Annotated in this window: 12 protein-coding genes and 2 pseudogenes; 3 read left to right on the forward strand and 11 right to left on the reverse strand. The window is 70.6% G+C overall.

The genetic code is table 11. From position 1 onward, the window contains the following. Nucleotides 1–8: 8 nt before the first annotated feature. The 3 genes from ACQHII_RS31625 to ACQHII_RS31635 form a co-directional block, all read right to left on the reverse strand. Complete coding sequence (locus tag ACQHII_RS31625; protein ID WP_427922468.1) at nucleotides 9–215, reverse strand: hypothetical protein; 207 nt, start codon at nucleotides 213–215, stop codon at nucleotides 9–11. Nucleotides 216–350: 135 nt separating this feature from the next. Continuing rightward, nucleotides 351–1772 (reverse strand): FGGY family carbohydrate kinase, encoded by a 1422-nt coding sequence (locus ACQHII_RS31630; protein WP_427922469.1) that lies wholly within the window; start codon nucleotides 1770–1772, stop codon nucleotides 351–353. A gap of 227 nt (nucleotides 1773–1999) precedes the next feature. Then, complete coding sequence (locus ACQHII_RS31635; protein WP_427922470.1) at nucleotides 2000–3040, reverse strand: 2-hydroxyacid dehydrogenase; 1041 nt, start codon at nucleotides 3038–3040, stop codon at nucleotides 2000–2002. 71 nt (nucleotides 3041–3111) lie between these two features. Between ACQHII_RS31635 and ACQHII_RS31640 the strand changes: the two are divergent. Both ACQHII_RS31640 and ACQHII_RS31645 read left to right on the forward strand, forming a co-directional pair. Beyond that, nucleotides 3112–3375 (forward strand): annotated as a pseudogene (locus ACQHII_RS31640) (FGGY family carbohydrate kinase); the annotation flags it as partial. After that, nucleotides 3263–3810, forward strand: a pseudogene (locus ACQHII_RS31645) (histidine phosphatase family protein). The pseudogenes ACQHII_RS31640 and ACQHII_RS31645, both read left to right, overlap by 113 nt. A 40-nt stretch (nucleotides 3811–3850) precedes the next feature. Here ACQHII_RS31645 and ACQHII_RS31650 read toward each other — a convergent pair. The 7 genes from ACQHII_RS31650 to ACQHII_RS31680 all read right to left on the reverse strand — a co-directional run bounded on the left by ACQHII_RS31650 (nucleotide 3851) and on the right by ACQHII_RS31680 (nucleotide 10973). Continuing rightward, nucleotides 3851–4486, reverse strand: a complete 636-nt coding sequence (locus ACQHII_RS31650) for a superoxide dismutase (protein WP_427922471.1) — start codon at nucleotides 4484–4486, stop codon at nucleotides 3851–3853. A 77-nt stretch (nucleotides 4487–4563) separates the two neighbouring features. Continuing rightward, nucleotides 4564–5454, reverse strand: coding sequence for a TauD/TfdA dioxygenase family protein (locus tag ACQHII_RS31655; RefSeq protein ID WP_427922472.1), 891 nt, complete (start codon nucleotides 5452–5454; stop codon nucleotides 4564–4566). A gap of 12 nt (nucleotides 5455–5466) precedes the next feature. Continuing rightward, entirely contained in the window at nucleotides 5467–6804 is a 1338-nt protein-coding gene (locus ACQHII_RS31660) for an LLM class flavin-dependent oxidoreductase (RefSeq protein WP_427922473.1), read from the reverse strand. Between the two features lie 126 nt (nucleotides 6805–6930). Continuing rightward, nucleotides 6931–7647 (reverse strand): ABC transporter ATP-binding protein, encoded by a 717-nt coding sequence (locus tag ACQHII_RS31665; RefSeq protein ID WP_427922474.1) that lies wholly within the window; start codon nucleotides 7645–7647, stop codon nucleotides 6931–6933. Continuing rightward, a complete protein-coding gene (locus tag ACQHII_RS31670) occupies nucleotides 7623–8471 on the reverse strand; it encodes an ABC transporter permease (RefSeq protein WP_427922475.1) in 849 nt (282 codons plus the stop codon). Before ACQHII_RS31670 ends, ACQHII_RS31665 begins: the two co-directional genes overlap by 25 nt. A gap of 5 nt (nucleotides 8472–8476) precedes the next feature. Then, entirely contained in the window at nucleotides 8477–9547 is a 1071-nt protein-coding gene (locus ACQHII_RS31675; protein ID WP_427922476.1) for an ABC transporter substrate-binding protein, read from the reverse strand. A 214-nt stretch (nucleotides 9548–9761) separates the two neighbouring features. Next, nucleotides 9762–10973 (reverse strand): ROK family protein, encoded by a 1212-nt coding sequence (locus ACQHII_RS31680; RefSeq protein ID WP_427922477.1) that lies wholly within the window; start codon nucleotides 10971–10973, stop codon nucleotides 9762–9764. 394 nt (nucleotides 10974–11367) lie between these two features. Here ACQHII_RS31680 and ACQHII_RS31685 point away from each other — a divergent pair, with 394 nt between their 5' ends. Beyond that, the gene (locus ACQHII_RS31685; protein ID WP_427922478.1) at nucleotides 11368–11949 is read left to right on the forward strand and encodes a biotin transporter BioY; all 582 of its coding nucleotides are present in this window, start codon (nucleotides 11368–11370) and stop codon (nucleotides 11947–11949) included. A gap of 156 nt (nucleotides 11950–12105) precedes the next feature. Here the strand turns inward: ACQHII_RS31685 and ACQHII_RS31690 are convergent, their stop codons facing one another. Continuing rightward, the gene (locus tag ACQHII_RS31690) at nucleotides 12106–13428 is read right to left on the reverse strand and encodes an FAD-binding oxidoreductase (protein ID WP_427922479.1); all 1323 of its coding nucleotides are present in this window, start codon (nucleotides 13426–13428) and stop codon (nucleotides 12106–12108) included. Nucleotides 13429–13527 lie beyond the last annotated feature (99 nt).

Raw genomic sequence — 13527 nt, forward strand, 5'->3', positions numbered from 1 at the left:
TCCGGTCCTCACTTGTCCGGCTCGGGGAAGAAGCCGCCGTCCCGCCAGTTGAGGCGCCGCTGATAGCGCCTGCACCCCGGGACGGCACAGCGTATGTACGCCTCGGGGGCGAAGTCCTTCTTCTCCCCGCGGACGAACGCCTTCTCCTTGTCGTCGAGGTCGCAGAACTCCCGCAGCGGGCCAGGGCCGCAGCCGGGGCACCTCTTGTGCACCATGTCGAACCTCCAGAACCTCCACACCAGACGACGCCGGCAGTCCATCGGCCCGGCCCCGCGAGCGTAGACGCCGACGGGGCCGGGCCGCAGCCGGTCCGCCGCCCTCCGGAAAGGTCCTAGGCCCACGGAAAGGTCCTAGCGTTCCCGCCCCCGCGCCGCCTTCAGCCGCGCGAGATGATCCTCGTACCCCTTCGCGTAGTACGCCGCCCGCCCCGCGTCCGGCTCGACCACCTCCGTCGGCCGCGTCCAGACCGCCGCGTCCAGCGGAACCCCGTATCGCTCCGCCGCCGCGAGCACCGCGCCCCGCGCCCCCACCTCGCCCTCGACCACCCGCAGCGGCCGGCCCAGGACGTCGGCGAGGAGCCGCATCCAGGCGGGGCTGCGGGTACCGCCGCCGCACACCGCGAGGGATCCCGTCAGTCCCGCCGCCTCCAGGCAGTGCCGGGCCGCGTAACCGATGCCCTCGCAGGTCGCCCGGATCAGATCGGCGGGCGTCGACTCCAGGGAGACACCGGTCAGTTCGGCCCGCAGGCGAGGCTCGACGAACGGCGCGCGCTCGCCGGACGGCGCGAAGTACGGCAGCACCCGCACCCCGTTCGCTCCGGGCGGGGTCGCGGTCAGTAGCGCGTCCACCTCCTCGTGCCGGACGCCCGTCGTCGACAGCACCCAGTCCAGTGCCGCCGTACCGACCATCGCCGGCATCGCGCGCAGCCAGTGCCCCGGGCGGTCGAGGGAGATGTACAGGCCGGCCGGCTCGCCGGAGAGATCGAGGTCGGTGGTCGCGACGAGACTGGCGAGGCAGGTCCCGACGATGAGGAGGCCGTCCCCCGGTTCCGTCACGCCCGCGCCGAGCGCGCAGGCGGGGAGGTCGTAGGGGCCGTTCGCGACGCGGGTGCCTGCGGGGAGTCCCTCGCCGCGGGCGACCGCCGTCGCGACCGGGTCGCTGACCGGGGCCAGCAGGCGCCGGTGGCGGGTCAGGCCCAGGAGTTCTACGACACCGTTGTCGTACGCGCGTGTCCTGGGGTCGAGGAACGGCATCGACGCGTCCGACACGTCGGTCGTGGGAGGCGCCCCGGTGAGGCGGTGGAAGACCATGTCCTTGCAGAACATGGCATGCGCCGCCGCGTCCAGCGCCTTCGGCTCGTGTGCCTCGAACCACGCCAGCACCGGGCCCGGACAGCCCGGGAACATCGCGCTGCCGGTGCGACGGAACACCGTCTCGAAGGTTCCGTCCGCCAGCCACTGGTCGAGGAGTTCGAGTGCCCGGCCGTCCATCCAGGACACGGCCGGGTGCACGGGGCGGCCTGTGGTGTCGGTCAGCCAGACGCCGTCGCCTTGGGCGGTGAGGCCGGCCAGTTCGATGGGGCCTTCCGTGGCCGAGGTGACGTCATTCAGTACGGCGACCACCGCGGCGTACACCTCGTCCATGTCCTGCTCGACGTGGCCGCCGTGCATCGACAGCTCCACCGGGCGGGAAGCTACGGCGAGTTGACGGCCGGTGGGGTCGAAGGCGGCGGCTTTTACGGTGGAGGTGCCGACATCGATTCCGACATACATGGGTGACCCCCTGTTGAGTGGTGTTGCTCAGGTCGGGCGGCGTTGAGAAGGCGCCGTTCGCGCGCACCTCTTTTGGTTCGGTCGCCTTCGGGGCGCCTGAAGCCGGTGTCGAGAGCCCCACCGTGCTCGGCGCTGCGCGCCTCCGCGCGCTGGGACTCTCGACACCGGCGCGCCCCTACGGCTCCCTCTCGGCCGGTGTCGTGGGGACAGGACAACTTGGTGGGCTCTCACCGGAGTTGGTGTGCGAGAGAAGCACCTCGTGTCCAGCGGCCGACCTCCTCTGCTGCTATTCGTGCCGCCTTCTCGGCTACGGCTCGGGAGGCGCCGCCCAGGTGAGGGGTCAGGATCAGCCTGTCGGTGAGGCCGAACAGGCGTGATGTGGGAGGCAAGGGCTCGTGGGTGTAGGTGTCGAGGGCCGCTGCCGACAACTGGCCGCTCTCCAGGGCCTCGCACAGTGCCTCCTCGTCCAGGAGGGGGCCCCGCGCGACGTTGACCACTACCGCGCCGGGGCGCAGCAGTGCCAGCTCGCGGGGGCCGATCAGGCCGCGGGTCTCGGGGGTCAGGCGGGCGTGCAGGGTGATGACCTGGGAGCGGCGCAGGAGTTCGTCCAGCGTCGCGACGCGCAGTCCGTGGATCTCGCCGTGCACATAAGGGTCGTACACCATCACGCGGGCGCCGAATGCGCAGAGGGCGCGGGCGACGCGGCTGCCGACGGCGCCGTAGCCGACGAGGCCGACCGGCAGATCCTCCAGCTCCAGCCCGCTGTGCTCGTAGGTGTAGTAGGTGGCTCCCTGCTCCCAACTCCCTTGTCCGGTAAGGAGTTCGTGTGCCTGGGGGATGCGGCGTAGCGCGGCCAGCATCATGCCCACGGTGAACTCGGCGGTCGCGGCGGCGTTGCGGCCGGGGGCGAAGCACACCCGTACGTCGTGGGTCTTGGCCGCGTCCAGGTTGACGTTGACCGGTCCGCCCCGGCACACCACGACCAACTGGAGATCTGGGCAGGTCGTGAGGACGCGTTCGGTGACCGGGCCCATCTGGGTGACCAGTACCTGCGCGTGGCTGCTTCGCAGGGCGCCGATCAGTTCGTCCTCGGCGTCGCTCGCCTCCTCGACCTCGGCTACCCGCCCGAAGGGTTCCAGCGGCCAGCCGAGCGTCAACTCGCTGACGGTGAAGGGGTGTTCGCGCAGTTCCTCGGCCATCGCGGAAGTGATCAGCGACGGCAGGACGAAATGGTCACCGGCGGCGACGACACGCAGGGTCTCCGTCATCGTGGGGCTCCCTCCCTCTTTGCCACGATGAACGGGGAATGCCGAATGCGTAACCCCTGTGGGAGGTCCGGATGATGTTCGAGGGCGACGGCGGGGCGTGGCTGGGCATCGACCTGGGGACGCAGAGCGTCCGCGCGATGGTGGTGTCGGCCGACGGCGCGGTCCTCGGTGCCGGCACCGCTCCGCTGGCCGGACGGCGGGACGGGGTGCGGCACGAGCAGGATCCGGGCGAGTGGTGGGAGGCGGCGCGGGTGGGCGTGCAGACGAGTTGGGCGCTGCCCAAGGTGTTGTGGTTGTCGGAGGCGTATGGGGGTGGGCTGGTCACCCATCAACCATCCCGGCGACGACCGGTGGGCCGCCGCGCATCCGGTCGACGCGGTCTGGACGTCCCCGCTGTCACAGGCGGTGCTGACGGCGGTGCCCGCCGCTCGCGCGCTGCACCTCACTCCCCACACCGAACCCGGCCTGCGTGAATGCGACTTCGGGGTGGTGGAGGGCCGGCCGCCCTGCGGCGCATCGCCGCCGAGCACTCCGGTCGGCGCGTTCTGGTCGTCGCCCACAACACCCTGCTGCGGTTGGCGCTGTGCCGGGCGCTGTCGATTCCGCTGGGTGAGTACCGGCGGGTGTTCCCGCGGCTGCGGAACGCGGCGGTGAGTGAAGTTCGTGTGGGGGAGGGGGAGTTCGCTCTGTTGTCGCTCGATGTGCCGGACGGCGGTCCCCGCGAGTCACGTCCTCGCGGGGACCGCCGTCCCGTCCGCCTGCCCGCGTGAAAGGTGAGAAGACGATCACGAGGCAGGACGTCTCATGGGGTCAGACGGGCAGGATCGTCCGGCGGGACCTCGCGGCCTCGTAACGCGCCGCCACGTCCTGCCAGTTGACCACCGCCCACATGGCGTCGATGAAGTCGACCTTCTGGTTCTTGTACTGGAGGTAGAAGGCGTGCTCCCAGGCGTCGAAGACCAGGAGCGGGGTGGAGCCCTGGCCGACGTTGCCCTGGTGGTCGTAGACCTGCTCGACGATGAGGCGGCCGCTGAGCGGTTCGTGGGCCAGTACGCCCCAGCCCGAACCCTGGGTGGTGGCTGCGGCCTTGGTGAGCTGGGCCTTGAAACCGGCGAAGGAGCCGAAGGATTCGGTGATCGCGTCCGCCAACTCGCCCACGCCGTCCGCCCGCAGGGGTTCGCCGCCGCCCTCGCCGGTCATGTTCCGCCAGTAGACGCTGTGCAGGATGTGGCCGGAGAGGTGAAAGGCGAGGCTCTTCTCCAGGCCGTTGACCGAGGCCCACTGCTCCTTGTCGCGTGCCTCCGCCAGCTGCTCCAGCGTGTCGTTGGCTCCCTTGACGTAGGCCGCGTGGTGCTTGTCGTGGTGCAGCTCGATGATCTCGGGGCTGATCACGGGGGCGAGCGCGGAGTAGTCGTAGGGCAGGTCGGGCAGCGTGTAGACGGGCATGACGGATCGATCCCCTCCGGACCTCTTGTTGCACATGACTTGCAACTACAATCTATCAGCGACAAGGGTTTGTGTGGCTACTCCGCCACCGAGGTGTAGTGCGAGGCGTCGCCCTCGACCGAGTAGCTCTCCTTGCCCTCGATGCCGACCGGGACGTCACCGGCGACGGTCACGCGGTTGAGGCGGCGCGGCCGGCCGTCGTAGTTGTCGACGGCGTAGTGCTGGGTGATGCGGTTGTCGAACAGGACGAGCTGGTTCGGGGACCAGCGGTGGCGGAGGGTGTTCTCGGGGCGGGCGACGTATGCCTGGAGGAGGTCGAGGATCTTGCGGGATTCGTCCTTCGACAGGCCTACGATGCGCTGCGCGAAACCGCCTATGAACAGGCCGCGTTCGCCGGTCAGCGGGTGCACTCGGACGACCGGGTGGACCGTGCGGAACTTGATGGACGTGAACTGGGCGCGCTGGGCGGCCTTTTCGTCGTCGATCTCCTCGTCCGGTACGGCGTAGTCGTAGTCGTTGGTGTGCTCCGCCCACAGGGTGTCGGCGAGGGCGCGGAGGGGTTCGGGCAGGTCGCGGTAGGCCGCCGCCGAACTGGCGATCAGGGTCTCGCCGCCGTACGGCGGGACCGTGATGGAGCGCAGGGTGCTGGCCTGGGGCGGGTTCAGGACGAAGGTCACGTCCGTGTGCCAGTGGTTGGCCCGGCCGCGCTCGCTGTCGACGGGCAGCACGTTCGGGGCGCCGTCGACCGCCGGCACGGTGGGGTGCGCGGTGGTGACGTCACCGAAGTGGCGGGCGAAGGCCTCCTGGCCCTCGTCGTCGAGGTGGACGTCGTCGAAGACCAGCGCCTTGTGGACGTTGAGGGCCTCGCGGATCACCGCCACCTGCTCGGCGTCCAGCGGCTTGTCGATGTCGACGCCCAAGACGCGGGCGCCGATGTGCGCGGTGACCTTCTGGATCTCGATGGACATGGTGAAGTCCCTTCAGGCGTAGGCGGGTTGGGTGTACTGGTTGGCCGGGCGGGGGAGGCCGTAGCGCTCCCGGAGGGTGGTGCGCGGGCCGTACTCGGTGCGGAGCAGGCCGCGGGAGCGGAGGAGCGGGACGACGTGGTCCACGAAGGCGTCGAGGCCGGAGGGCAGGACCGCGGGCATGATGTTGAAGCCGTCGGCCGCGCCCCGCGTGAACCACGTCTCGATCGCGTCGGAGACCTGTTCGGGTGTGCCCGCGAAGGTGAGATGACCGCGTCCGCCGCCGAGCCGGCCGATCAGCTGCCGTACGGTCAGCCGGTCGCGGCGGGCGAGTTCGACGACCAGGGTGTAGCGGCTCTTCGCGCCCTCGATGGCGTCCTCGGGCGGGAGATCGGTGGGTAGCTGGGCGTCCAACTCCAGCGTTCCGGGCGGTAGTTGGAGCAGGTGCTCCAGGCGGTCCACTCCGTGCGTGTACACGATGTGGTCCTCCAGGAGGCGCTCGTTGGCCCGCGCCTCTGCTTCGGTGCCGCCCAGCACCGGGACGATGCCGGGCAGCACTTTGATGTGCTCGGGGTCCCGACCGGCCGCCGCCGTACGGGACTTGAGGTCCGCGTAGAACGCCTGCGCGTCGGCCAGGGTCTGCTGCGCGGTGAACACCGCCTCCGCGTAGCGGGCCGCGAACGTCTTGCCGTCCTCGCTCGAACCCGCCTGTACGAGGAGGGGGTAACCCTGGGGCGAGCGGGGGACGTTGAGGGCGCCCTCGACGCTGAAGTACGTCCCCTGGTGGCGCGGTGGGTGGATCTTCGCGTCGTCGCCCCACACACCGGCCGCCTTGTCGGCGACGATCGCGTCGTCCTCCCAGCTGTCCCAGAGCTTCAGCGCCACATCGAGGAACTCGGCGGCCCGTGCGTACCGTTCCGCGTGCGCGGGCTCGTGGTCGAGTCCGAAGTTGCGGGCCGCCTCGGCTCCGGCCGTGGTGACGATGTTCCAGCCGGCCCGGCCGCCGCTGATGATGTCGAGCGAGGCGAACTTGCGGGCCAGGTTGTAGGGGGAGTTGTAGGAGGTCGAGGCGGTGGCGATCAGGCCGATGTGCTCGGTCGCCGTCGCGAGTGCGGTGAGCAGGGTGAGCGGTTCCAGGGCGCCTGCCGGGCGTTGGGCCAGGTTGCTCCACAACTGCGGTCCGTCGGCCAGGAAGAGAGAGTCGAAGGTGCCGCGCTCCGCGATCCGGGCGAGGTGTGTGTAGTGGTCCAGCTCGACGTGGGCGTAGGGGTTGCTCTCGGGGAGGCGCCAGGAGGCCTCGTGGTGACCGGTGTTCATGAGGAAGGCGTTGAGGTGGAGGAGACGGCGGGGCATGCCAGGTTCCTTAAGTGGGAGTTCGGGGTGCGTACAGTCAGCCCGTCCGGCGTTTGAGGACGAGGCCCCTTCAGGGCCGATGGGGGTCCGGGGGCGCAGCCCCCGGGCGGGACGTGCAGCCGACGGTCACCGCGAATCCGACGTCACACCGAGCGCCGCCAACAACCGCTCCCGGTACTCCGCCCGCGGCACTTCAGGATCGATGGCCAGGTCCAGCCCGATCCGCCCCTCCTCCAGCACCAGCACCCGGTCCGCGAGCACGATCGCCTCGTCCACGTCGTGCGTGACCAGCAGCACCGAAGGCCGGTGCCGCTCCCACAGCTCGCGCAGCAACACGTGCATCCGAATGCGGGTCAGGGCATCCAGCGCCCCGAACGGCTCGTCGGCCAACAGCAGTTCGGGCTCACGCACCAGCGACCGGGCCAGCGCCGCCCGCTGCGCCTCCCCGCCCGACAGCTCGTTCGGCCAGGCCCGCTCGCGGCCGGCGAGGCCCACTTCGGCGAGGGCCTCGCGGCCCTTCGCGACGGCCTCCTTGCCCTCCGTCCCCAGCAGCACGTTGTCGAGCACCCGACGCCAGGGCAGCAGCCGCGAGTCCTGGAACACCACCGACACCCGTTCGGGCGCGGTGAGTCGACCACTCCCGACCACCTCGTGATCGAGCCCCGCGATGGCCCGAAGCAGCGTGCTCTTGCCGGACCCGCTGTGTCCGAGCAGCGCGGTGAACTGTCCGGCGGGCAGGTCGAGGTCGATGTCGTCGAGGACCGTACGACCGTCGAACGACCGTGTGAGGCCCCGGAGTTGGACGGTGGGGGCGATGGTCAGCTGCTGAGTGTGCGGCGCCATGACAGCACCCTCCGTTCTACGAGACGGACCGCGCTGTCGGAGGCCAGGCCGAACACGCCGTAGATCAGCAGGCCGACGAGGATGACGTCGGACTGGCCGTAGTTCTGGGCCTGGAACATCATGTAGCCGAGGCCGCTGGTGGCGTTGATCTGCTCCAGGACCACCAGGCTCAGCCAGGAGCCGGTGACTCCGAGGCGCAGGCCGACGAAGAAGCCGGGCAGGGCGCCGGGGATGACGATCTGGCGGATGAACTGGAGCCTCGACAGGCCCTGGACCTCGGCGAGTTCGACATAGCGGTGGTCGATGCCGGACAGCGCGGCGTGCAGATTGAGGTAGATCGGGATGTAGACGACGATCGCGATGATGGCGATCTTGAAGGTCTCGCCGATGCCCAGCCAGAGGATGAACAGCGGGATCAGGCCGAGGGTGGGGATGGCCCGGTTGAGCTGCACGGTCCCGTCGACGAGGGCCTCGCCGATCCGGCTCAGACCGGCGACCAGCGCCAGGACGACACCGGCGGTGAGGCCGAGGGCGAAACCGTAGGCGGCGCGTTCCAGCGAGGTCAGTACGTCCGTGGGCAGCGTGCCGGACGTCCACAGCCGGCCGGCCGTTCGCAGTACCGTCCAGGGCGCCGGGATCGCGGCCGGGTCCAACTGCCCGGCGGCGGAAGCGATGGCCCACAGGGCGAAGAAGAGCGCGGGGCCGATGATCCGGGAGGCGGGCAGGCGTTTGCCGGGGGAGAGGCCGCGGCGCCGGCCGCGCCGCCGTACGGCCGTCTTCTCCTCGACAGCCGTCACCGGCACGGTCGTCGTCGTGGTCGTCATGGCCGTCACTTCCGGTACTCCGCCGGGACGGCCTTCGCCGCGATGTCCTCGAAGCGCCGGTCGAAGAGCGAGTCCACCTTGAAGTCCTTCACGAAGCCGCCCTCGGCCAGCAGATCGGCGGTCTCCTGCTCCCACTTGATCGCCTCGTCCCAACTCGGCGGGAACAGGGGCTTGTTGGCGAGTGCGGTGACCGACTGGGCCTGCGCGAGGGTCAGGTTCTGCGTCTTGACGTAGAACTCCTCGTTCCAGGTGTCCGGGTTCTCGTACTGCCAGACCTGGCCCTGCGCCCACTGCGGGATGTACGCGGCGATCGCGGCGGCCTTCGCGGAGTCGGCCAGCACGGAGGCCGGTGCCCACAGCAGGCTGAGCAGGTCCACGACGTCGGTGGTGATCGCGTGGGCGCCCTTCGCCTCGTACTGCTTGAGGTAGGCCGGTGCCTGGCTGTTGGCGAGCGGGGCGATGTCGACCTGGCCCGACTGGAGGGCCGTCAGGAACTGGTTGCTGGTCAGCGGGACCAGCTTCACCTCGTCGTACTTCAGGCCCGCTTCCTTCAACGCCCGGAGAAGTACCACGCCTTGGGCCTGGCCCTGGGAGAACGCGAGCTTCTTGCCCTTGAAGTCGGCGACCGTGCGGATGTCGCTGCCGGGCTTGGTCGCGAAGAGGTAGTTGGGCTTGCGGGTGATGTCGATCGCGACGATCTTCGCGTCGAAGCCCTGGTAGTGCGCCTGGATCGGCGGAATGCCCGCGTTGTTGGCCAGGTCCAGGGACTTGGCGCGGAACGCGTTGATGACATCGGGACCGGCCCCGATGTTCACCCAACTCGACACGGTGAACGGCAACTTGGGCAACTTCGCCAGCTTGAACTGGAGTTGCTGGGTGTTGAGGTAGGAAGAGATCTTCAGGCTTGTGCCGGACGGCACCTTCTCGGCGAGCGGGGCGGACAGACCGGCCCCCGACTTCGAGGCCGCGGCACTGCTCGTGGCGCAGCCGCTGAGGCCGGCGATGCCCGCGGCGGCACCGAGCACGGAGGTGAGGAAGAGCCGCCGGTCGAGGCCGGGCGCACGGGAATTGGGCATGGGAGTACTCCCTGGTCAAAAGTCGCGGGAACGCGGGAATGCGCGCGGGATTCACGGCAGGGGAAAGCCGGAGAGAGAAATGCGGGCAGGATGAGACCGGCGCCAGGGGCGCGTCAACGGGTCAGCAACAAGAAGTGCGACAACTCATCTGCAGGCTCATGACCAGGATGTTCCCGGTCATGAGCGCTCCCTGTCAACATTCCGAGTTTCTGAATTAAATAGTCGCCGGTGAAACGCTTGGCGACACGCTCAAAGGATCCCGGAACAGCACGTCCAGCATCACCGAACCACCCGCCACCGCCAGCACGGAATCCGGGAAACTCGTCGGCACGACAGCGGACGCCCGTGCGTCACCGACCTCCTCGCGCAGCGCGCGGAGGCAGTCCTCGCGGTGGATGACACCGAGTTCGGTGACGACCACCGTCTCCGGGTTGAGGATGTCGAGCAGCAGCCCGGCCGCCCGCCCGGTCATCCGCGCCCGCTGCGTCAACAGCCGTACGGCGAGGGGGTTTCCGCGTTCGGCCGCGGCCACGACATGGGTCGGGTTCACCCCGTCGACGATTCCGGCCTCGCGGGCCCGGCGGCACAACGTCCGTTCGCTCAGCTCGACTTGGAGGCAGCCGACCCGGCCGCAGTCGCACGGCTCGGTGCCGCCGCGCAGCGGCAGATGCGCGATCGTGCCGGCCTGCGAGCGGGGACCGTGGTGCACCTCGTCGTTGGTGGCGAAGGCCGCGTCGACCACGTTGCCGACGAAGAGATGCAGCACGCTGCGGCTGCCGCGGGCCCGCCCGAAGAGGCGCTCACCGTTGACCAACGCCCTTGCGTGGCCGTCCACATGGACCGGGAGACCGGTGCGGGCGCCGAGGATCTCGCGCACGGGCACCTCTCGCCAGCCGAGCAGGGGATGGTCGACGATGGTTCCGGAGTCCCGGTCGACCCAGCCGCCGGCGGCCACGCCGACGCCGAGCGGAAGGGCACCGGACGCGTCCGCGAGCAGGGCGTCCAGCCCTTCGGCGGCCCGTGCCAGCACGCGTGCGGGGTCGGTGGTGTCGTGTCCGATGCGCCGCTCGGCCAGCACCCGGCCCCGCAGATCGAGCAGGGCCACCGTCGTATAGGGCACGGCGACATGGACCCCGCCCACGATGAACCGTGAGTCGTCCAGGTCGACGGGCACATGGGGCCGGCCCACACCTCCGGATCGTTCGGGTGTGGCGGACTCATGGATCAGGCCGAGTCCGGCGAAGCGGGCGCAGTAGTCGGTCACCGACGCGGGGGACAGTCCGGTCAGCCGGGCGATGGTCGAGCGGGCCACCGGCCCGTGCTCCAGCACGGACCGCAGGATGACACTCGCGTTGGTGCGCCGCCGGTCGCTGTCGGCGGCGCGGGGTACGGGGGAGCGCAGAAGGGGTGCCGCGTTACGGGGCATGGGGATCTTCCTCGGGAACAGGTCCGACAGTGCGCCGTTCTACGATTCGAGGCGCACCGGATCCGCTCCGCCCGCCTCAGGGGCGGTAACAGGTCGCCGCGGCCTGGCGTCGCAGGTCGACATAGCGACGCGACGCGAAGTTCCGGGCCTGGGCAACCATGCGGTCGAAGCTAGCAAAACGGTCCACCGCTGCCCAGACGGTGACCGGTGTGCGAGACGGCACGGGGTCCGCGTGACCGGCATCACGCCCGATCGTGTGTAGCGGGCATCCTTTGTCCGGAGCCCACCAAGTCCGCGCCGAAGCCTTTGTCGGGCGCTGACGGTGATCGGCCGAAGGGCCCTGGGATAGCGTCACCGAGTCCCCCTGTACCCCCGTCAACCTGCGGAGTTCCCCTTGAGTACCGCCGTCGCCACCGCCCGCCCCGGACAGGTCCTCGCCGATCTGCTGCCCGCCTCCCGCGTCCGGGACATCGCCCTCGTGCTCGGCGGCGCCGCGCTCACCGGCCTCGCCGCCCAGCTCTCCGTGCCCGTGCCGGGCTCCCCGGTCCCGGTCACCGGCCAGACCTTCGCCGCGCTCCTCGTCGGCACGTCCCTCGGCGCCGGCCGCGGCTTCCTCTCGCTCGCGCTGTACGCGCTGCTCGGCCTGGCCGGCGTGCCGTGGTTCGCCGGCGGCACCCACGGGAGCGGCGCCTCCTTCGGCTACATCGTCGGCATGCTGCTCGCCTCCGCCGCCGTCGGCGCCCTGGCCCGCCGCGGCGCCGACCGCTCGGTCCTGCGCATGGCGGGCACGATGATCCTGGGCGAGGCGATCATCTACGCCGTCGGCGTCCCGTACCTCGCGGTCAGCCTCGACCTCTCGACGAGCGCCGCGATCGCCGCCGGCCTCACCCCCTTCCTCCTCGGCGACGCCCTGAAGGCGGCCCTGGCGATGGGCGCGACCCCGACCGCGTGGAAGTTCGTCAACAAGCGGCGGTAGTGCCTGTGCGGCGGAGCAGGTCGCAGGAAAGCATCGGCGTCTGATCGGCGCCGGAGAGCGGGGTCCGGTGCGCGTCCAACTGCAAGGCGGCGGAGGACGCCGACGCCCTCAGTGCGCCCTTGCCGCTGGACGCCATCGCGACCGCGTGGAAGTTCGTCAACAAGCAGCGGTAGGGCCGTAGTTCCGCCGGAAGAGGTTCGCCGGGTCGTACTGCGACTTCAGCCCGGCGAGCCTCTTCCGCGTCTCCGCGTCGTACAGGCCATCGGTCCGGTCACCGGCCCCGAACGCGAAGTTGAGCGCCCGGCCGAGCGTCACGGGCGCGAGCAGGGCGAAGGCCGGGTCGAGCCGGGCGCGGGCGGTCGCCCGGTCGCCGACCGCCAACAGCCGTACCAGGAAACGCCCTTCGCGGTACGGCACCGAGTTCGGCGCGGACTTCGCGAGGGCCCCGCCGAGATGATTGACCTGGACGACACACATACCGGGCGCGTCGGGACCGACGAGGGCCAGCACCTCACCCACCCGCGCCACCTCCAGCTCGCTCAGCACCGCGCTGTCGCCGTAGTACGCGTGCGGCTCCGGCGGATCACTGTGGATCGTGTGACTCTCGGCGTACGGCATCTCCCGCAACGAGTCCGCGAGCACCGGCCCGAACTCCCGCAGCGGGGCGACGACTTGATCGCCGTCGGCGCCCGTGTACGCGATCCGCACGGAGAGGACGTACCGCCCGCGCAGGTGCGGCGGCAGCGCCGGGACGTCCGGGTACGGCACGGCGGCGAAGGACGAGGTCAGCCCGTCCGGCACGGTCCGCGTCCACTCCTCGTACGCCCGCAGCAGGGCGGTGGGATCCACCTCCCGCCCGTCGAAGGCGAGCGAGCCGCCGTAGAGCGTCCGCACGGGGACGAGGCCGATCTCCAACTCCGTGACGACACCGAAGGCATGCCCGCCGCCGAGCAGCGCCCAGTACAGGTCCGGCTCCGACTCCCTTGTCACCCGCCGGAGTCGACCATCGGCCGTGACGACGTCGAGCGAGCGCACATGGTCGGCCGCGTACCCGAACTCCCGTGCCAGGATGCCGAGTCCACCGCTCACCGTGTACGACACGGCACCCAGGCCCAGCGACGACCCGTTCAAGGGCGCCAGCCCGTACGGCTCCGCCGCCGCCACGACCTGCGCCCACCGCACACCCGCCTGGACCCGGACGGTCCGTGCCCGCGGATCGACCCGTACCCCGTCCATCCGCCGCGTACTGATCAGCACCCCGCCCTCCGATCCACCCGGCATCCCGTGCCCGGTGGCCTGCACCCCGACCGGCAGCCCGGCGCCGGCCGCGTACCGTACGGCGGCGATCACGTCGTCGGCCGAGGCCGCGCCGAAGACCACGGCGGGGCGCTGGGCGAACCCGGTCTGGAATCCGGCGAGTTCGGCGTCGTAGCCGGGGTCGGTGGGGCGGAGGGTGAGGGGCTGTGTGCGCTGGCTCATGCGGTCATGCTGGCTCCATAACCTGACAGGTGCCGTCAGGCTTTCCGGGGGAGGCCGGCAGGAAGGGCCGGGTGCTCCCGCGACCCGGCCCTTCCCTGT

The organism is Streptomyces sp. cg40 (assembly GCF_050320165.1).
Classification (GTDB): domain Bacteria; phylum Actinomycetota; class Actinomycetes; order Streptomycetales; family Streptomycetaceae; genus Streptomyces; species Streptomyces hokutonensis.